The sequence below is a fragment of the Kocuria oceani genome, from assembly GCF_029524215.1.
Taxonomy (GTDB): domain Bacteria; phylum Actinomycetota; class Actinomycetes; order Actinomycetales; family Micrococcaceae; genus Kocuria; species Kocuria oceani.
Genome location: NZ_JARAMH010000016.1, coordinates 36,697 through 55,517, shown reverse-complemented (window position 1 = coordinate 55,517; position 18,821 = coordinate 36,697). Strand labels below are relative to the sequence as shown.

Annotated in this window: 15 protein-coding genes and 2 tRNA genes; 3 read left to right on the top strand and 14 right to left on the bottom strand. The window is 71.2% G+C overall.

Annotated features, from left to right (window positions below):
• Positions 1 to 28: 28 nt before the first annotated feature.
• Together PU704_RS15655 and PU704_RS15650 are read left to right on the top strand one after the other, a co-directional pair.
• The gene (locus PU704_RS15655; RefSeq protein ID WP_277551959.1) at positions 29 to 1,030 is read left to right on the top strand and encodes a zinc-binding dehydrogenase; all 1,002 of its coding nucleotides are present in this window, start codon (positions 29 to 31) and stop codon (positions 1,028 to 1,030) included.
• Positions 1,027 to 1,827: a GntR family transcriptional regulator gene (locus PU704_RS15650; RefSeq protein ID WP_053005200.1), complete on the top strand. Its 801-nt coding sequence runs from the start codon at positions 1,027 to 1,029 to the stop codon at positions 1,825 to 1,827. Before PU704_RS15655 ends, PU704_RS15650 begins: the two co-directional genes overlap by 4 nt.
• A gap of 7 nt (positions 1,828 to 1,834) precedes the next feature.
• Here the strand turns inward: PU704_RS15650 and PU704_RS15645 are convergent, their stop codons facing one another.
• The 4 genes from PU704_RS15645 to PU704_RS15630 form a co-directional block, all read right to left on the bottom strand.
• A complete protein-coding gene (locus tag PU704_RS15645; RefSeq protein WP_277551958.1) occupies positions 1,835 to 3,283 on the bottom strand; it encodes a sensor histidine kinase in 1,449 nt (482 codons plus the stop codon).
• Complete coding sequence (locus PU704_RS15640) at positions 3,280 to 3,972, bottom strand: response regulator transcription factor (RefSeq protein ID WP_075871234.1); 693 nt, start codon at positions 3,970 to 3,972, stop codon at positions 3,280 to 3,282. Before PU704_RS15640 ends, PU704_RS15645 begins: the two co-directional genes overlap by 4 nt.
• A 308-nt stretch (positions 3,973 to 4,280) precedes the next feature.
• Positions 4,281 to 5,075 carry a rhomboid family intramembrane serine protease gene (locus PU704_RS15635; protein ID WP_075871235.1) on the bottom strand — a complete coding sequence of 265 codons (795 nt, stop codon included), beginning with the start codon at positions 5,073 to 5,075 and terminating at the stop codon, positions 4,281 to 4,283.
• Positions 5,076 to 5,202: 127 nt separating this feature from the next.
• Positions 5,203 to 5,748, bottom strand: a complete 546-nt coding sequence (locus tag PU704_RS15630; RefSeq protein WP_047805084.1) for a peptidylprolyl isomerase — start codon at positions 5,746 to 5,748, stop codon at positions 5,203 to 5,205.
• Between the two features lie 158 nt (positions 5,749 to 5,906).
• Between PU704_RS15630 and PU704_RS15625 the strand changes: the two genes are divergently transcribed.
• Entirely contained in the window at positions 5,907 to 6,779 is an 873-nt protein-coding gene (locus PU704_RS15625; protein ID WP_047805085.1) for a hypothetical protein, read from the top strand.
• Positions 6,780 to 6,946: 167 nt separating this feature from the next.
• Here the strand turns inward: PU704_RS15625 and PU704_RS15620 are convergent.
• The 10 genes from PU704_RS15620 to dnaA form a co-directional block, all read right to left on the bottom strand.
• Positions 6,947 to 7,022: transfer RNA gene (locus PU704_RS15620), tRNA-Ala, on the bottom strand.
• Between the two features lie 11 nt (positions 7,023 to 7,033).
• Positions 7,034 to 7,156 carry a hypothetical protein gene (locus PU704_RS15615; protein WP_255396112.1) on the bottom strand — a complete coding sequence of 41 codons (123 nt, stop codon included), beginning with the start codon at positions 7,154 to 7,156 and terminating at the stop codon, positions 7,034 to 7,036.
• A 32-nt stretch (positions 7,157 to 7,188) separates the two neighbouring features.
• Positions 7,189 to 7,262, bottom strand: a tRNA-Ile gene (locus PU704_RS15610).
• A gap of 96 nt (positions 7,263 to 7,358) precedes the next feature.
• Positions 7,359 to 7,946 carry a DUF3566 domain-containing protein gene (locus tag PU704_RS15605; RefSeq protein ID WP_082157593.1) on the bottom strand — a complete coding sequence of 196 codons (588 nt, stop codon included), beginning with the start codon at positions 7,944 to 7,946 and terminating at the stop codon, positions 7,359 to 7,361.
• A complete protein-coding gene (gene gyrA / locus PU704_RS15600; protein WP_277551957.1) occupies positions 7,943 to 10,636 on the bottom strand; it encodes a DNA gyrase subunit A in 2,694 nt (897 codons plus the stop codon). Before gyrA ends, PU704_RS15605 begins: the two co-directional genes overlap by 4 nt.
• Positions 10,637 to 10,725: 89 nt before the next feature.
• The gene (gene gyrB / locus PU704_RS15595) at positions 10,726 to 12,906 is read right to left on the bottom strand and encodes a DNA topoisomerase (ATP-hydrolyzing) subunit B (protein ID WP_380113534.1); all 2,181 of its coding nucleotides are present in this window, start codon (positions 12,904 to 12,906) and stop codon (positions 10,726 to 10,728) included.
• Between the two features lie 266 nt (positions 12,907 to 13,172).
• Positions 13,173 to 13,844: a DciA family protein gene (locus tag PU704_RS15590; protein ID WP_238986136.1), complete on the bottom strand. Its 672-nt coding sequence runs from the start codon at positions 13,842 to 13,844 to the stop codon at positions 13,173 to 13,175.
• Positions 13,841 to 15,073 carry a DNA replication/repair protein RecF gene (recF, locus tag PU704_RS15585; protein ID WP_277551955.1) on the bottom strand — a complete coding sequence of 411 codons (1,233 nt, stop codon included), beginning with the start codon at positions 15,071 to 15,073 and terminating at the stop codon, positions 13,841 to 13,843. Before recF ends, PU704_RS15590 begins: the two co-directional genes overlap by 4 nt.
• 36 nt (positions 15,074 to 15,109) lie before the next feature.
• On the bottom strand, positions 15,110 to 16,234 hold the full coding sequence (gene dnaN / locus PU704_RS15580; RefSeq protein WP_047805089.1) for a DNA polymerase III subunit beta: 1,125 nt from the start codon (positions 16,232 to 16,234) through the stop codon (positions 15,110 to 15,112).
• Positions 16,235 to 16,853: 619 nt separating this feature from the next.
• Entirely contained in the window at positions 16,854 to 18,401 is a 1,548-nt protein-coding gene (gene dnaA, locus PU704_RS15575; RefSeq protein WP_380113555.1) for a chromosomal replication initiator protein DnaA, read from the bottom strand.
• Between the last annotated feature and the right edge of the window lie 420 nt (positions 18,402 to 18,821).

The following is an 18,821-nucleotide window of genomic DNA, read 5'->3' as shown; positions in this document are numbered from 1 at the left end:
CCGTCGTGCCGGACGTCAGGAGGCGCACATGCGAGGGTCCCACGTTCCCGCCACGGGAACGATCACCGTCACGGACTGGCCGGATCCGCAGGCCACGGAGCCGGGTCAGCTGGTGGTGCGGATGCTGCACGCCTCGATCTGCGGCTCGGACCTGCACGTGGTCTTCCACGGCCTGCTGCACTCCGAGGGTCCCCGCCGTCCCGGCTATCCCGGCCACGAAGGCGTCGGGGTGGTGGTGCAGTCCCGGTCGCCGCACGTCCGGGAGGGCTCGCTCGTGCTCACCGTGCCCCAGGGTGAGATGGGCGGGTGCTTCGCGGAGCTGCAGCTGGTGGACGACCGGCACGTCGTCGAGCTGCCCGCGGGCACCGACCCCACCGACTCCCGGCAGCTGCGCCGGCTCATGATGGCCCAGCAGTACGGCACGTGTCTCTACGCCATGCGCCAGTTCTGGCCCGTGGAGACGCCCGCCCGGCGCGCGCACACGTGCGTGGTGATGGGTGCCGGCTCCGCAGGGCTGTTCTTCGTGGAGGAGGCCCGGCGGCTGGGCTTCGAGCACGTCGTCGCCTCCGACCTCGACCCCGGCCGGCTCGAGGTCGCCCGGGGACTCGGCGCCACCCCCGTGCACGTGCCCGAGCAGGACCTGGGCGAGGTCGTGGCCGAGGTGAGCGGCGGCCGCGGCGCCGATCTCGTGATCGAGGCCGTGGGGCACGACGTGCTGCGCGACCAGGCCGTCGACCTCGCGGCCGACCGGGGGGTCGTGGGCTTCTTCGGCCTGCCGGAGCGGCACGGCCCCACGGACATCCCGCTGTGGACTGCGTTCCGCAAGAACCTGCGGCTGCAGTGCTCCGTGGCGGCGCAGGCCGAACCGGGGCTCACGTCCTTCCGCGAGGCGCTGCGCCGGATCTCCGAGGGCGAGATCGACGTGGAGCACTGCCTGGGCCCCGAGCTCCCCCTCGAGCGGCTGCCCGAGGCCATGCAGCGGGCCGAGGAGCACCGCCCCGGCGACATCAAGCTCACCGTGACGCCGTGACCGAGCGCATCCGTCCTCCCTCCGGCGCGGCGGCGGACGGCCGACACCCCACCGACACTCCCACCCTGCCCGCCGTGACCGCCACGACCCAGAGCTCGCTCGCCGTGCAGGTGATGGCGGCGGTGCGGCGGGCCGTCATGGCCGGTCAGATGGAGCCCGGGCGGCTGTACTCCGTGCAGCAGCTGGCCTCCGTCATGAACGTCTCCCGCAGCCCCGTGCGGGAGGGCCTCCTCCGGCTGGGCGAGGCCGGGCTGATCCGGTTCCACCGCAACCGCGGCTTCGAGATCGTCGAGGTCAGCCCCACCGACGTCGCGCAGATCCTCGCCGTGCGCACCGCCCTGGAGGTCCCCGCCGCCCGTCGGGCGGCGGGCCTCGCGCAGCCGCCGGACCTCGAGCGCGTCCGGGCGCAGTGGGAGGCGATGCACGCCGCGGCCCGGGCGCAGGACCTCGAGGCGACCGCCGGGGCCGACGAGGGGCTGCACCTGGTCCTGCTTGAGCTCGCCGGGAACGAGCAGGCGGCCCGGCTCGTGGAGCGGCTGCGCGCCACCACGTCCTTCCTGGGCGTCGTGACCGCCACGACGCTCCGCCCCGTCGGGGAGCTCGCCGGGGAGCACGACGCCCTGGTGCAGGCGGTGCTCGGCCAGGACGGGGACGCCGCGGGAGAGGCCATGCGCGAGCACCTCGCCTCGACCGCCGAGCGGCAGATCGGCCAGGCGCTGCGCGCCCGGGGCACCCCGGAGCAGGACGTCCCGGACCTGGCGGGGCGGATCTGGCGCGAGGCCTCCGCGGGGTACTGAGCGCGGCTCAGACCCCGGCGCCGCCGGGCCCGAGCGGGAGCCGGAGCTCGAAGCGGCAGTTGCCCCGCCCGTCCTCGCCCGCGGTGACCGTGCCCCCGTGGGCGGCCGCGATCTCCCGGCTGATCGCCAGTCCCAGACCGGAGCCGCCGGTGTCCCGGGTACGGGAGTCGTCCAGGCGCACGAACCGCTCGAAGACCCGCTCCCGGTCCGCCGGGGCGATGCCGGTGCCGTCGTTGTCCACGGTCACGACCGCGTCCTGTCCCTCCGTCCGCAGGGACACGGCGATCCACGACTCCGCGTGCCGCTCCGCGTTGGAGAGCAGGTTGCGGAGCACCTGCTGCAGCCGGCTCCCGTCCCCCCGGATCCGCACCGGATCCAGGTGCACGCGGACCTCGTGCCGCGACGCGGGCCGCATCCGCGCGACCTCCTCCCGCACCACCTCGTCCAGGTCGGTGTCCGCGACGCGCAGCCGCAGCCCGGCGTCGTCGATCTTCGCGAGGGTCAGGAGGTCCTCCACGAGCCGGCCCATCCGGCGGGACTGGGACCGGAGCACGGGAGCGACCTCCGGCCACATCGTGGCGGACGGATCCGAGGCGGCCACCTCGATGGTGGTCGTCAGGGTCGCGAGGGGGCTGCGCAGCTCGTGGGAGGCGTCCGCCACGAACCGGCGCTGGGCGCGGTCGGAGGCCTCCAGCCGGTCGAGCATCCCGTTCATCGTCCCGGCGAGCGCGGCGACCTCGTCCCCGGTGGGCGGCACGTCCACCCGCGCCCCGAGGTTGGCGGTGCCGATCCGGCGGACCTGCCCGGTGATCCGCCGGACGGGGGCGAGGGACCGGCCGACCAGGAACCACATGAGGGCGGAGCCGAGCAGGGCCAGCAGCGGACCGCCGACGAGCAGGAACAGGCCCACGGTCCGGAGCGTGGTCTGCTGCAGCGCCATGGGCACGGCCACGGTGAGCGTGAAGGGGACGTCGTTGATGTACATGCCGTGCGAGACATACACGAAGTCGGCGGCGCGCGCGCCCGGTCCGGCGGCGTCCGCCGCGGAGTCGAAGTACTGCCCCGGCTCGAGCGTGGGCGGGGACAGGCCGGCCTCGAGCGTGGAGGCGGGCGCGGCGGCGACCAACCGCCCGTCGGCGTCCTGCAGCTGCACGAGCACGCCCGGCCGCCCGAGCCGCTGCATCAGCTCCCCCAGCCCGGAGGTCGTGTAGACGGCCGTCTCCCGGGCGGTGCCGCCGGCCGTGCGCGGCTGCCAGGGAACGCCGAGGTCCTGCAGGATCTCCGCCTGCCGGGCCACGGCCTGATCGTGGGCGGCCCCCACAGCGGTGCGGTGCACGAGCTCGAGCAGCACGCCCCCGGCCACGGCGACCACGAGCAGGATCAGCAGGCCCGCGGCGGCCGTGCTGCGCCGGCGCACGCCCCACCGCTCGAACGGCGATCCCCGGCGGGCGGTCACGGGCTCGCTGCCCCCGGCTCGTCGGGCACCAGGCGGTAGCCCATGCCGCGGACCGTCTGCAGGGTGGACAGGCCGAAGGGGGCGTCGATCTTCTTGCGCAGGTAGCCCACGTAGACCTCCACGATGTTCTCCGAGCCCTCGAAGCCGGCGTCCCAGGCGTTGTCCATGATCTGGAGCTTGGAGACCACCTTCTCCTTGTTCTGCAGGAGGTACTGCAGGATGACGTACTCCTTGGCGGTGAGCTCCAGGCGCTGCCCGCGGCGGGTCACGGTCCGGCGGACCGGGTCCAGCTCCAGAGAGCCGGCGGCGAGCACCACCGGCCGTTCGGGGGCGCCCCGGCGGATGAGCGCCCGCAGCCGGGCGACGAGGACGAGGAAGCTGAAGGGCTTGGTCAGGTAGTCGTCGGCGCCGAGGTCGAACGCGTCGGTCTGGTCGTACTCGCCGTCCTTCGCGGTGAGCATCAGGACGGGCACCCAGTTCTCGGCGGCACGCATCTCCTCGAGGACGGCGTAGCCGTTCCTGCCGGGCAGCATGAGGTCCAGGACCACGACGTCGTAGGGGTTCTCCCGGGCCAGCCACGCCCCGGTGACGCCGTCGTGGGCCACGTCGACCACGAAGCCCTCGTTCGTCAGGCCGCGGCGCACCGACTCCGCGAGGTCCACCTCGTCCTCCACCAGCAGCACGCGCACGCGCCCTCCTCCCTCGCCGGCCGTCACGGGGCCGCGCGGTCAGCCTCCAGTGTCCCGCACCGCGCTGAGGATCGGTTGAGGACGACGCGCCCGCACCGGTTCCCGCTTCTCCCCAACCGGTGCACAACGTTGTCCACAGGTGTGGAGAACCGTGTGCACAGTCGCCTCTCCACAGCGTTATTAACAGGTGTGGACGCCGCCGTGGCGCCGTCCACAGCGCGGGTCACATGCGTGGAATTCCACGGCTGTAACTTGTCGACAGCTGGGGACAGAGCCTGTGGAGAACCTCGTGGGGCCGACCCGGCGGCTCAGCGCCGGCGGCCGGCGCGCCGTCGTGCGGCCGCGGTGTAGCCGAAGGCCACGAGGGCACCGGTGAGCAGTCCCCCGAGGTGCGCCTGCCAGGCGATGCCGGGGAAGAGGAAGCCGAAGACGATGTTGATCCCGATGAGCACGGCGATGGGCGTGATCGACTGCCCCAGGTGCCGCTGCAGGACGAAGAGGGCGCCGAAGAGCCCGAAGACGCCGCCCGAGGCGCCGACCACCAGGCTCAGCGGGTGCGAGAGCAGCAGGACGCCGACCGATCCCCCGAGGACGGAGAGCAGGAACAGCAGCAGGAACCGGGTGCGGCCCAGCGCGGGCTCCAGCATCCGCCCGAACAGGTACAGCATGTACATGTTCAGGAGCAGGTGGAACGGGCTGGACATCGAGTGCAGGAACCCGCTGGTGAGCATCCGCCACGGCTCGGAGGTGGTCATCACGGGGGCGTAGGCGAACATCTGGAGCAGGCTCACGCCCACGGCCTGGACCAGCCACTGCAGGGCGTAGACCACGGCGTTGGCGCCGATGAGCCACCACGTGACGAGCATCGGCGAGCCCTGCGGCGCCCGGCCGCCCAGACCGGTGCGCACGGCGGGGCGGCGGCGCGAGGCCTGCTGCACGCAGTCGACGCAGTGCACGCCCACCGCGGCCGTGCGCTGGCACTCCGGGCACACCGGGCGGCCGCACCGCTGGCAGGTGACGTAGCTGGGGCGGTCCGGGTGGCGCGGGCACACGGGGACCTCTCCCCCGGTGGACGTGCCGTACTGCGGTCGCTCGCCGCTCACTGGAACTCCTCGTGGACCGGCCCGCGGGCCGGGATCGGTGGACAGGGACGACGCAGGCCCGCCCGGATCGCTCCGGACGGGCCTGCGCCGTGACCCCGGCGGCGCCGGGGCGGGGTCCTGCTGGGGCCTAGAGCTGCTCGACGTCGATCGAGGTGATCACGCAGTCCTCGACCGGGCGGTCCATGCCGCCGGTGCGGACGTCGTTCAGCTCGTCGACGACCTTCCGCGACGCGTCGTCGGCGACCTCGCCGAAGATGGTGTGCTTGCCCTGCAGCCAGGTGGTGGGGGCCGTGGTGATGAAGAACTGGGACCCGTTGGTGCCCCGGCCGTTGCGCTTGCCGGCGTTCGCCATGGCGAGCACGTAGGGCTCGTTGAAGGTGAGCTCGGGGTGGATCTCGTCGTCGAACTCGTAGCCCGGCCCGCCGATGCCCTGGCCCAGGGGGTCCCCGCCCTGGATCATGAAGTCCCGGATGATGCGGTGGAAGACCACGTCCTGGTACAGCGGACCGGTCTGCTTCTCACCGGTGCGCGGGTCGCTCCACTCCTGGGTGCCGTCCGAGAGGCCGATGAAGTTCTTGACGGTCTTCGGGGCGTGGTTGCCGAACAGGTTCACGACGATGTCACCGTGGTTCGTGTGGATCGTCGCCTTGGCAGTGGGGATGGCAGAAGTCATGGGGTCATTCTTGCACGCGGGCGGAGGCCGCTCCGTGACGTCCCGTGGCGTTCAGCGCACAGTGAAAAGCCCCGGCATCGCGCGGGAGGACCTCCATCGGGGTGGACTCTGCACGTATGCTGACCATGGATTGTCACGACCCGAGGAGGGATGGATTCATGAGCTTCACGAAGTCCAAGAGCGAGAAGAAGGCCGCCGCGGCGCAGAAGGCCGCGGAGAGCAAGGTGCTCGACGCCGGCAAGTGGGCGTCCAAGGAGATCGGCGAGCTGGCACCCCGGCTGCAGCACGGCGTCGAGGCGGGTGCCGCCGCGCTCGCCGGCGGTGTGGCGACCGCCGGACCGAAGGTCCAGGAGGGCCTCGGCCGGGCCCACGACCTCTCCGGCTCCGCGAAGCTGAAGGCGGCCGCCGTGACCGCACCGGTCGCCGCGAAGGCGTCCAAGGCCGCGGCCCCCGTCGCCGCGAAGGCCGCCGACCGCGCCGCCGAGAGCCGCGCCGCGATGCAGGCGAAGTACGCCGGTGCCGCCGCCCTGCTCGCGGGCAAGTTCGCGGACGCGGACACCCCGGAGCAGCTCGAGGCCATCGTGGCCAAGCTGACCGGTGACAAGAAGGCCGTGGCCAACGCGAAGAAGGCGGCCTCGAAGGTCGCCAAGGACTACGCCAAGCAGCAGAAGAAGGCCGAGAGCTCGCACAAGGGCCTGCTGGTGCTGGGACTGCTCGTCGCCGGTGGCGTCGCCGGTGTGGCCGCCTGGAAGGCGTCCCGCCCGGTGGAGGACCCCTGGAAGACCCCCGCGGCCACGTCCCCGCGCGTGACGGCCTCCCCGGTCGCCCAGCAGACCACCGTGGCCGCCGGCACCGGTGTGCAGGTCGACGACGTCAAGGACGCCACCACCCCGGCCGGCCAGTCCGGCGGTGTATCGGAGGCGGCTTCCGAGGTCAAGGACAACGCCCAGTCCGTGGGCGAGGACGCCAAGGCCACGATCCACGAGGTCAAGGAGCAGATCCAGGGCAAGAAGGACGACCACGAGTCCTGAGCCCCCGCTCCCGCCGCAGAGGCCCCCGCTCCCGTCCAGGAAGCGGGGGCCTCTGCGGTGGAGCAGGAGGGGACGCGGCGCCGAGCGGTGCGGCGCGTGGCCGGCGGACGCACCCGGACCGGACGACGAAGATCCCGACCGAGCGCGAGCTCGATCGGGATCTCAGGTGGTGGAGGCGAGGGGACTCGAACCCCTAACCCTCTGCTTGCAAAGCAGATGCGCTACCAATTGCGCCACGCCCCCGCAGTGCCGGACTACTCCACCTCGTCGGTGGCGTCCGCCCACGCGGTACGGTCGGCGTCGGTCTCCCGCAGCTTGGAGAGCACCGCGACGGACGCTCCGACCAGGGCGAGAACCGCAGCCACTTTCCTGTTCACGCCTGCCTCCTGACATGCGAAAAAGGGAACCGTGGGCGTACCAGGAATTGAACCTGGGACCTCTTCGTTATCAGCGAAGCGCTCTAACCGTCTGAGCTATACGCCCTTCCGGCCCTTGCGGACCGATAAGAAACGATACCGGAGTTGCCGATCCGTGCCAAATCCGGCCCGGACCGGCGTCCGGTGACCGTACCGTGCCGGGTCAGTCGTCCGTGAGGGTGAGACCGACCCCGCCCACCAGGGCCGCGGCGATGTTGTAGAGCAGCGCCGCGAGCACCGAGAGAGCGGTCAGGAGGATCACGTTGACCACCGAGACGATGGTCGCGAAGATCGCGATCTGCCCCAGGGACAGGAAGTCCTTCACGTTCAGCGCCCCGCCCGCGCCGCCCAGCATGCCGAGCAGCTCGTTGATGCCGTCGAACATCCCGGTGAGGTCCAGGACGATCCACAGCACCACGGAGGCGACCACGGTGATGATCCCGAGCGCCACCGAGAGCAGGAACGCGAGCTTGAGCACCGACCAGGTGTCCACCTTCGAGACCACGAGCCGCGCCCGGCGCACCCTCGGGCGCGGAGCGGGGCGGACCAGGCCCTTCGTGGAAGCGGCCGGCCGGCTGCTCTTGGCCGGGGCCGGGGCGGACTTCACCGGCCGGGGGGCGGTGCGGTCGGCCGTCCCGGACTTCGCGGACGTGGCCGGGCCCGGCTTCGCCGCGGCACCGGGCCGGGGCGCGGACGCGAGGGGGGCGCGTCCGGACTTGCCGGCGGCGTTGGAGCCGGAACTCGAGCTCATGCGTTACCTCCGTTGTTGTTCGCGTCCAACGCTACTTCATCGCCCGCCGTGTCCCCGGTTCCGAGGACGGAATCGAGCTCACCGGTGTCCTCGGCCTGCTGCACGTCGGCCGTCTCCATGGACTCGTCCTGCTGGACGTCGATCTCGGCCACGGCCTCGGCGTCGACCTCCTGCGCGATCTCGCGGTCGGCGTTGTGGGCCACGCCCGTGATCGAGTCGCCCGCGGACGGCTTGGCGAAGATCACGCCCATCGTGTCCCGGCCCTTGGCGGGGACCTCGGAGGCCCCGGTGCGCACGACCTTCCCGGACTCCATGACCACGAGGACCTCGTCCTCCTCCCCCACGATCAGCCCGCCGACCAGGCGGCCGCGCTGCTCCGCGAGCTTCGCCACCTTGATGCCGAGCCCGCCGCGGCCCTGCACCCGGTACTCCTCCACCTTGGTGCGCTTGGCGTAGCCGCCCTCGGTGACGACGAAGACGTAGGCGTCGTCGGTCACCACGTTGGCCGAGAGCAGCTCGTCGCCGCCGCGGAACTTCATGCCGGTGACCCCCGAGGTGGCCCGGCCCATGGGGCGCAGCACGTCGTCCGACGCGGTGAAGCGCAGGGACATCCCGTGGCGGGAGATGAGCAGCAGGTCATCCGCCGCCGACGCCAGCTGCGCCGAGACCAATTCGTCGTCCTCGCGCAGGTTGATCGCGATCACGCCGGCCGAGCGGTTGGTGTCGTAGTCCAGCAGCCGGGTCTTCTTCACCAGCCCGTTGCGGGTGGCGAGCACGAGGTACGGGGCGTCGTCGTAGGAGCGCAGCTCCATGACCTGGGCGATCCGCTCCCCGGGCTGGAAGGCCATCAGGTTGGCCACGTGCTGGCCCTTGGCGTCCCGGCCGGCCTCGAGCAGCTCGTAGGCCTTGGTCCGGTAGACCCGGCCGAGGTTCGTGAAGAACAGGATCCAGTTGTGCGTGGTGGTCACGAAGAAGTGCTCGACGACGTCGTCCGCGCGCAGCTGCGCACCCCGGACCCCCTTGCCGCCCCGGCGCTGGGACCGGTACTGGTCCGAGCGGGTGCGCTTGACGTATCCGCCGCGGGTGATGGTCACGACCATCTCCTCCTCGGGGATCAGGTCCTCCATCGACATGTCGCCGTCGTAGCCGTACTGGATCTCGGAGCGGCGGTCGTCGCCGTAGCGGCTCACGATCTCCTCGAGCTCGGTCGAGATGATGTCGCGCTGGCGCGCCTCGGAGGCGATGATCTCGGTGTACTCGGCGATCAGCCGCTCCAGCTCCGCGTGCCGGTCCTGGATCTTCTGCCGCTCGAGGGCGGCGAGCCGGCGCAGCTGCATGTTGAGGATGGCCTGTGCCTGGTCCTCGTCGATCTGCAGCAGCTCCATGAGCCCGGTGCGGGCGTCGTCGGCCGTCGGGGAGCGGCGGATGAGCGCGATGACCTCGTCGAGGGCGTCGAGGGCCTTGAGCAGGCCCCGCAGGATGTGGGCCTCCGCCTCGGCCTGGCGCAGCCGGTATCGGGTGCGCCGCACGATGACGTCCATCTGGTGGGTGACCCAGTGCCGGATGAAGGCGTCGAGGCTGAGGGTGCGGGGCACCCCGTCCACCAGGGCGAGCATGTTGGCGGAGAAGTTGTCCTGCAGCTGCGTGTGCTTGTAGAGGTTGTTGAGCACCACCTTGGCCACGGCGTCCCGCTTGAGCACGATCACCAGGCGCTGGCCGGTGCGCCCGGAGGTCTCGTCCCGGATGTCGGCGATGCCGGTGATCCGGCCGTCCTTGACGAGGTCCGCGATCTTCATCGCGAGGTTGTCCGGGTTCGCCTGGTAGGGCAGCTCCGTGACCACCAGGCACGTGCGGCCGTGGATCTCCTCGACGTTGACCACGGCCCGCATCGGGATCGAGCCGCGCCCGGTCCGGTAGGCCTCCTCGATGCCCTTGTGGCCGAGGATCTGCGCCCCGGTCGGGAAGTCCGGGCCCTTGATCCGCTGCAGCAGCTCCTCGAGCAGGTCCTCGTTGGAGACGTCCGGGTTCCGCAGGTACCACTGCACGCCGTCTGCGACCTCGCGCAGGTTGTGCGGCGGGATGTTGGTGGCCATGCCCACCGCGATGCCGGAGGACCCGTTGACCAGCAGGTTCGGGAACCGGGACGGCAGCACCGACGGCTCCTGGTTCTTGCCGTCGTAGTTGTCCTGGAAGTCCACGGTCTCCTCGTGGATGTCCCGGACCATCTCCATGGCGATGGGCGCCATCTTGGTCTCGGTGTACCGCGGGGCCGCCGCGCCGTCGTTGCCCGGGGAGCCGAAGTTGCCCTGGCCCAGCGCGAGCGGGTAGCGCATCACCCAGTGCTGGATCAGGCGCACCAGGGCGTCGTAGATCGCGGAGTCGCCGTGCGGGTGGTACTGGCCCATGACCTCGCCCACCACGCGGGCGCACTTGTTGAAGGAGCGGTCCGGGCGGTAGCCGCCGTCGTACATCGCGTAGAGGACCCGGCGGTGCACCGGCTTGAGCCCGTCCCGGACGTCCGGGAGGGCGCGGCCGACGATGACGGCCATGGCGTAGTCGAGGTAGGACCGCTGCATCTCGGTCTGCAGGTCCACCTGCTCCACGCGGTCGGTCAGCACGGGCGAGCTCTCGAGGCCGCCGGTGGGGCCGGCGTCCTCCGGGGTCTGTCCGTCCTGGATCTCGTCACTCATGCGGTCATTCCGTTCTGTCTGCTGGTTCTCGGTGTCCTGCCGGCGCCCCGGTCTCGGCCGTATATGCCGAACCGGTCATATGTCGCGGATCAGATGTCGAGGAACCGGATGTCCTTGGCGTTCTGCTGGATGAACTCGCGGCGAGACTCGACGTCCTCGCCCATGAGCACGGAGAAGATCTGGTCCGCGGCCGCGGCGTCCTCCATGGTCACCTGGAGCAGCGTGCGGTGCTCGGGGTCCATCGTGGTGTCCCACAGCTCGGTGTAGTCCATCTCGCCGAGACCCTTGTAGCGCTGGATCCCGTTGTCCTTGGGGATGCGCTGGTTGTTGGCCAGGCCCCGGGCGAGGGCCTGGTCCCGCTCGGCGTCCGAGTAGACGTAGTCGTGCGGTGCGTTGGACCACTTGATCCGGTACAGGGGGGGCTGGGCCAGGTAGACGAAGCCGTGCTCGATGAGCGGGCGCATGAAGCGGAACAGCAGCGTCAGCAGCAGGGTGGTGATGTGCTGGCCGTCCACGTCCGCGTCGGCCATGAGCACGATCTTGTGGTAGCGCGCCTTCTCGATGTCGAAGTCGTCGCCGATGCCCGCGCCGAAGGCGGTGATCATGGACTGGACCTCGGCGTTGGACAGCGCCCGGTCCAGCCGCGCCCGCTCCACGTTGAGGATCTTCCCGCGCAGGGGCAGGATCGCCTGGTGCGCGGGGTCGCGGCCCTGCACCGCGGAGCCGCCCGCGGAGTCGCCCTCCACGATGTAGATCTCGGACAGGGACGGGTCCTTGGAGGAGCAGTCCTTGAGCTTGCCCGGCATCCCGCCGGACTCGAGCAGGCCCTTGCGGCGGGTGGTCTCGCGCGCCTTCCGGGCCGCGAGCCGCGCCTGCGAGGCGTTGATGGCCTTGCGGATGATCTCCCGCGCCGCGGCCGGGTTGCGCTCGAGCCAGTCGCCGAACCGGTCGTTGACCTCGCGCTGGACGAAGGCCTTCGCCTCGGAGTTGCCGAGCTTGGTCTTGGTCTGGCCCTCGAACTGGGGCTCGGCGAGCTTGATCGAGATGACCGCGGTCAGGCCCTCCCGCACGTCGTCGCCGGTGAGGTTCTCGTCCTTGTCCCGCAGCAGCTTGTTCTCCCGGGCGTACCGGTTCACCAGCGAGGTCATGGCCGAGCGGAAGCCCTCCTCGTGGGTGCCGCCCTCGTGGGTGTTGATCGTGTTCGCGTAGGTGTGCACCGACTCGGTGTAGGCGGTGGTCCACTGCATGGCGAGCTCGAGGGACATCTTCCGGTCGGTGTCCTCGGTCTCGATGGCGATGACGTCGTCGTGGACGAGATCGGCCTTCTTGGACGTGTTCAGGAAGGTGACGTAGTCGAGCAGGCCGTGGTCGTACTTGTAGACGACCCGGCGATGGCCGGAGTCGCTCTCGTCCTCGTGGTTGAGCCGGGGGACGTCCGTGCCGCCGTCGCGGCCCTCGACCGGCTCCCCGTCGGCGCCGGCCGCCGCGCGGCCCCCCGAGTGGTCGGAGGCGGAGCCGGCGATCTCCTCACCGGACTCCTCGGCCACGCGCTCGTCCGTCAGGCTGATCCGGAGGCCCTTGTTGAGGAACGCCATCTGCTGGAAGCGCGCCCGCAGGGTCTCGAAGTCGAAGTCCACGGTCTCGAAGATCTCGGGGTCCGGGTAGAAGACCTGGGTCGTGCCGGTCTCCTCCGTCTCCTCGCCCCGGACCAGCTCTCCCTGCGGCCGGCCGCCCTCGGCGAAGACCATCCGCCAGACGTGGCCCTGGCGGCGCACCTGGGTCTCCACACGGCGGGACAGGGCGTTGACCACGGAGATGCCCACGCCGTGCAGACCGCCGGAGACGGCGTAGCCGCCGCCCCCGAACTTGCCGCCGGCGTGCAGGATCGTCATGACGACCTCGACGGTCGGCCGGCCCTCGGTCGGGTGGATGTCCACGGGGATGCCGCGGCCGTTGTCGACCACCCGCACCCCGCCGTCGGCCTGCAGCGTCACCTCGATGTGGTCGCAGTAGCCGGCCAGCGCCTCGTCGACCGAGTTGTCGACCACCTCGTACACGAGGTGGTGCAGCCCCCGCGGGCCGGTCGAGCCGATGTACATGCCGGGCCGCTTCCGGACGGCCTCGAGTCCCTCCAGGACGGTGATGTCACCGGCACCGTACTCGCGCTTCTGCGGATCGTCTATTGCCACGGGTTCCTGGCTCCTCCTGTTGGGCGTTCCGGCCGCTCCGGACAGCACAAGAGAACGCCGATGAGACGCTCGACGACTCATCGGCTCGTGCAGGGTCGGAACGGTTCGACGACTCCGGACGTCCGCGCCGCGGGCGGGTGCCGTGATCGGCCGTGGGGGGCCCGGTCCGTCGATTCCTGTCTGCCACCGATTCTATCGGAAAACGACGGGCCAGGGGTGCCCGCAGATGCCCCTGAGCGGCCGGAAAAGGCCCTCAGGACGAATTTTCCTGCTCTCCACCACCCGCTGATCGTTCCCGGGGGGCCGCAGCGCGCCACGAGGCCGCTCAGCGCTCCGCGGCACCGGCCTCACCCGTAGGTGTCCCGCGGGCCCCGGCCCTGCACCGACCGGCGGCCGCGCTTCCAGCTCGGCGCCGCCGGGCCGAGGATCTCGATCCGGGTGACGATGCCCTCCCCCAGGTGCTCGTCGAACATGCGCAGCAGCTGCGGGACCATGAGCCGCAGATTGGCGGCGTAGGCGGTGGAGTCGCAGCGGACCCGCACCACCGTCTCGTCGAAGCTCTCCGGCCGGCAGTGCCCCGCGATCCCCGGGCCCACGAGCTCGTCCCAGCGGGAGAGCACCGACCCGACGGCGACCGGCGACTTCCAGCCCCGCCCCGACACGAGGCCGTCCAGCACCGAGCCCACGCCCCGGGGATCGCGGGCGGAGCGGCCCGCCCCGGAGTATCCGCCGAGCGCCCGGGGGTCCACGTCGTTGCCGCGGCGCCCCAGGCGTTCGGCGGGGGACGCGGTGGCCGACTCCATCGCCGCCCCGAAGTTCTTGAGGTTGCGCCGCGCGGCCGCGCCGTAGAGGCGGCCGTCCCCGCGCGCCTCGGCGGCGTGGCGCAACCGGGTCAGCAGCGCCGCGGGGGCGTCGATCTCGTCCTCGATCCGCACGACGTTCGCCTCCGGGTCCGGCGGGTCCGCCGGGAGACCGTCCGGGGGATCGGGGAGCCGGTCCCCGCGCTCGGGCCCGCTCACGACGACGGAGCCTCCTCCGTCTCCGGGCCCGTCCCCGAGCCAGTTCCCGCGGGCGGGCGCTCGTCGTCGCGCACGGCCGTCCCGGGCCCTACCCGCACCACGTCGTGCGGGCCGGCGACGAGCTCGGCGGGCAGGTCCTCCTCGACCGCGGCGGTGACCAGGACCTGCTCCGCGGAGGCCACGATCGCGGCCAGGCGGCTCCGGCGCCGGGCGTCGAGCTCCGCGAACACGTCGTCGAGCAGCAGGATCGGCGCGGCGCCCTCGGCGGGGTCGTCCGCGAGGTGGACGTACCAGGAGCCCAGCCGGAGGGCGAGGGCGTAGGACCAGGTCTCCCCGTGCGAGGCGTAGCCGCGGGCGGGGGCCGGGCCCAGCAGCAGCTCGAGCTCGTCGCGGTGCGGGCCGATCAGGGTCAGGCCCCGTTCGAGCTCCCGCTGCTCGGCGTCCTCGCATGCCTCGAGGATCAGCCGGTGCAGGTCCGCCGGGGTGAAGTCGCGCAGCTGACCCACGTCCCCGCCGGCGCTCTCCGGCAGGACCGAGGACACGTAGCGCAGCGTGGTGGACTTCGTGCCGTCGGTGAGCTGGTCGTAGGCGGTGGCCACCTGCGGGGCCAGGGCGTCGATCAGCTGCAGGCGCGCGTGCAGGATCACGGCGCCGGTGCGGGCGAACTGGTCGTTCCACGCGGCCAGCGTCGAGCGGTGGGTCTCGGTGAAGCGGCCGCTGCGGCGGGCCGACTTCAGCAGCGCGTTGCGCTGCTTGAGCACCTTCTCGTAGTCGGCCATGGTGCCGGCGAGGACCGGGCGCATCGACCGGGCGAGGTCGTCCAGGAACCGGCGCCGGTGCGAGGGGTCGCCCTTCACCAGGGAGAGGTCCTCCGGGGAGAACAGGACCGTCCGCACGACGCCGAGCGCGTCCCGGGCACGGACGGGGGCGGCACGGTTGATGCGCACCCGGTTGGCGCGGCCGTCGTTGAGCTCGAGCTCGAGGACCGTCTGCTGGCCGCCGCGCCGCACACGCACCCGGACGATCGCCCGCTCGGCGCCGAAGCGGATCAGCGGCGCGTCCGAGGACACGCGGTGGGAGGAGAGCCCCGCGGTGTAGTCCAGGGCTTCGACGATGTTCGTCTTACCCACGCCGTTGGGGCCCAGGAACACGGTGGTCCCGGGCCCCAGACGTATGTCCAGCAGGGCATACGTCCGGTAGTCCAGCAGGGAGAGGTGGTCGACGAACACGCCCGGGTCAGCAGCTTCCGCTTCGGCGCCGGCCGGTCACTGGCTCGGGAGCCGGACCGGCATCAGCAGGTACTTGTAGTCGTCCCGGTCCTCGCCCTCCGGCTCGGCCTGCGCGGAGAGCACCGCCGGCTTGGGCGGGGCGGTGAAGGAGAACCGCACGTAGTCCGAGGAGAAGGCGTGCAGGCCCTCGGACAGGTACGTGGGGTTGAAGGCCACGGTGATGTCCTCCCCGGTCAGGTGGGCGTCCAGGACCTCCGAGGCCTGGGCGTCCTCGCCGGTCCCGGCGTCCAGGGCCACCTGGCCCTGGGTGAAGGCCAGGCGGACGGGCGTGTTGCGCTCTGCCACGAGCGAGACGCGCCGGACCGCCTCCACGAGCTCGGTGGTGCGCACCGCAGCCGTGATCGGGGTGTGCTCGGGGAACAGCGAGCGGATCTTGGGGTACTCGCCGTCGATGAGCAGGCTCGTGGTCCGGCGCCCGCCGGACTCGAAGCCCACGAGCTCGGCGGAGTCGGACAGCGCGATGTTGATGTCCCCGGCCGGGCCGAGGGTCTTGGCGATGTCGTTGAGCGTACGGGCCTTGATCAGCGCGGCCGTGGAGATCTCGTGGGAGGACGGCCGCCAGGTCAGCTCCCGCATGGCGAGCCGGTACCGGTCGGTGGCCAGGAGGGTCATCTTCTCGCCCTCGATCTCCACGCGCACGCCGGTGAGGATCGGCAGGGTGTCGTCCTTGCTGGCCGCGATGTTGACCTGGGAGACGGCGAGGGCGAACTCGTCGCCGGCGACCACGCCGGAGACGTCCGGCAGGGCCGGCAGCTCGGGGTAGTCGCCCACGGGCATCGCGGCGAGGTTGAACCGGGAGGACCGGCAGGTCAGCGTGACCTTGCCCTCGTCGGCCTGGACCTCGACCGGTGCCGACGGCAGCGAACGGCAGATGTCCGCCAGGAGGCGTCCGGAGACGAGCGTGGTGCCCTCCTCCTGCACGTCGGCGCTGATCGACAGCCGCGCGGAGATCTCGTAGTCGAAGCTGGCGATGGACAGCGATCCGCCCTCCGCCCGGATGAGCAGACCGGACAGCACGGGGACCGGGGGCCGAGGAGAGAGGGACCGGGCGGTCCAGGTCACGGCCTCGGCGAGAACATCGCGTTCGACGGAGAACTTCACGAGAGGTTGCTGCCTTTCAGTCTGAGCAGGGGCGGCGGAGCCCGCGCCCGGAGGACGGCGTCCGCCGCGCCGCGAGGTGCGGCCGACCGGGTCTTCGCCCCCTGCATCGTATCCGTCCGTTTCGGCGGACGGCCATTCGGCCGGCCGTGGCGGACTTCTTGTGGTTCGCCGGTGCCGGAGGCCTCACCGGGGCCGGGAGTCCAGGATTCTTGTTGTTTGGCCGGAGATCTCTTTAAGGACGGGAGTGTTAATAACCGCTGTGGAATCTGTGGATAACTGCCTCTTGGCCAGATGCCGGGCGGCAGGGCCCTGTTGAGTTCCTGTGATTCGCGGTCCACCGAAAGCTGTTTCCCCGGTGGACAGGATCCGCGCGGTTCCGCGGGTTCCACAGCCCGAGCCGCAGTTGTGCCGAGGTTCTCCACCGCAGCCCGGCGGTCTTCCACAATTTTATCCACAGGTGTGGGTTCTGTCCTGTGCACAGCCGCTCCACAAGGGGCCGTTTCCTGTGCAGAAGCGGGTCGGCCGGCCCGGAACGGCGCGGCGGCGGCCTGTGGACGAATGACAAGAAAACGGGCCCGCCGGTGTCCCGGCGGGCCCGTCGGCGACGGGTTCGCGGCGGTCAGCCCTCGCGCTGCTGCTGCTTGATGCGGTTCGTCAGTTCGGTGACCTGGTTGAAGATCTGCCGGCGCTCGGCCATCAGGGTGCGGATCTTGCGGTCCGCGTGCATCACCGTGGTGTGGTCGCGCCCGCCCAGCTCCTGGCCGATCTTCGGCAGGGACATGTCGGTGAGCTCGCGCAGCAGGTACATCGCGATCTGCCGCGCCGTGACCAGGGTGCGGGTGCGGGACTTGCTCTTGAGCTCCTCGAGGGTGATGTCGAAGTACACCGCGGTCTGGGCCAGGATCGAGGCCGCGGTGATCTCCTGCGCGCCGTCGTCGGTGATGAGGTCCTTGAGCACCAGCTCGGCCAGGGGCAGGTCCACGGCCTGCTTGTTCAGCGAGGCGAAGGCGGTCACGCGGATCAGGGCGCCCTCGAGCTCGCGGATGTTGGTGGAGATGTGGGAGGCGATGTACTCCAGCACGTCGTCGGGGGCGTCCATGCCCTCGCTGGTGGCCTTCTTGCGGAGGATGGCGATGCGGGTCTCCAGCTCCGGGGGCTGCACGTCCGTGATCAGGCCCCACTCGAACCGGGAGCGCATGCGCTCGGCAAAGCCGGTGAGCTGCTTGGGCGGCATGTCCGAGGTGATCACGATCTGCTTCTCGTGGTTGTGCAGCGCGTTGAAGGTGTGGAAGAACTCCTCCTGCGTGTGCTCCTTGCCCGCCAGGAACTGGATGTCGTCGATCAGCAGCATGTCCACGTTGCGGTAGATCTCCTTGAAGGAGGAGCCCTCGTCGTCGCGGATCGAGTTGATGAAGTCGTTGGTGAACTCCTCCGAGTTCACGTAGCGCACGCGCACCTGCGGGTACAGCCGCTTGGCGTAGTGGCCGATGGCGTGCAGCAGATGGGTCTTGCCCAGGCCGGACTCCCCGTAGATGAACAGCGGGTTGTACGCCTTCGCGGGGGTCTCTGCGACCGCGAACGCCGCGGCGTGGGCGAACCGGTTGGACTGCCCGATCACGAAGGAGTCGAAGACGTATTTCGGGTTCAGCCGCGCCGAGCTGTCCCACTCCCCCACCACGGCGGGGGCGGTGCCGGTGTCCTGCACGGGGCGGCGGGGCGGGGCGGCCTGCGGGTCGCGCGGCGGGGGCAGGGTGCGGCCGCCGCCGGCCGGTGCGACCGGCTCCGGGCGCGCCGCGGCGAGGTCCAGCACGCGCTGATCGATCTCCATGGCGTCGGCGGTGTCCCCGGCATCGGTCCGGGTGGGCCCGTCGGTGCGGTTGCGCTCGGCCTCCAGCTCACTGATCGGCGGCAGCGCGGCCGTCTGCGGTCCCGGCTCCGGGGCGGGAGCGGCCTCGAGGTCGGCGTCGACGACGAACGCCACGAGCGTCTCCGGGCTGAAGGCGCGTCCCACGGAGGAGCGCAGGACCGAGGCCATCTGGTTCTGGAAGAACTCCCGGGTCAGCTCGTTGGGGACCGCGACGAGCAGCGTGGTGCCGATGAGCCCCTGCGGCTGGGCCAGGGAGATGAACCCCCGGTACCGGCCGGTGGTCATGGGGTCCTCGTACATGTACTGCACGCATTCGGCCCACTGCGCGCTGAGCGCCTGATTGTCCTGCGTGCCCACGCGTACTCCTGCTGTCGTCGGGTTGTCATCGGGATGTCGTCGGGATGACGAGGTGGTTGACGGGTCGTCCCGGCCCTGCTGCGGTGGCCTTTTCCACAGAGTTGTTCACAACGGTGGAAAAGCTGTTCGGGGGCCGACCGGGAGTGCCAGCCTAGAACATGCTCCGAAACTGTTTATAGCTGATCCGCTGGGCTCCCGGGAACTACAGACGTGTAGTTCGGCCCCCGATCCGCGCCGTTCCGCGGCCGGTGGCGCACGGGTTTTCCACAGGATGTGAGCAAGATCCGTGCACAGCTGTGGGTAGGATGTGCACTGCACAGCGCCGCCCGGCCCCGGAGGCCGCACCGGCGCCCGTCCGTCCCC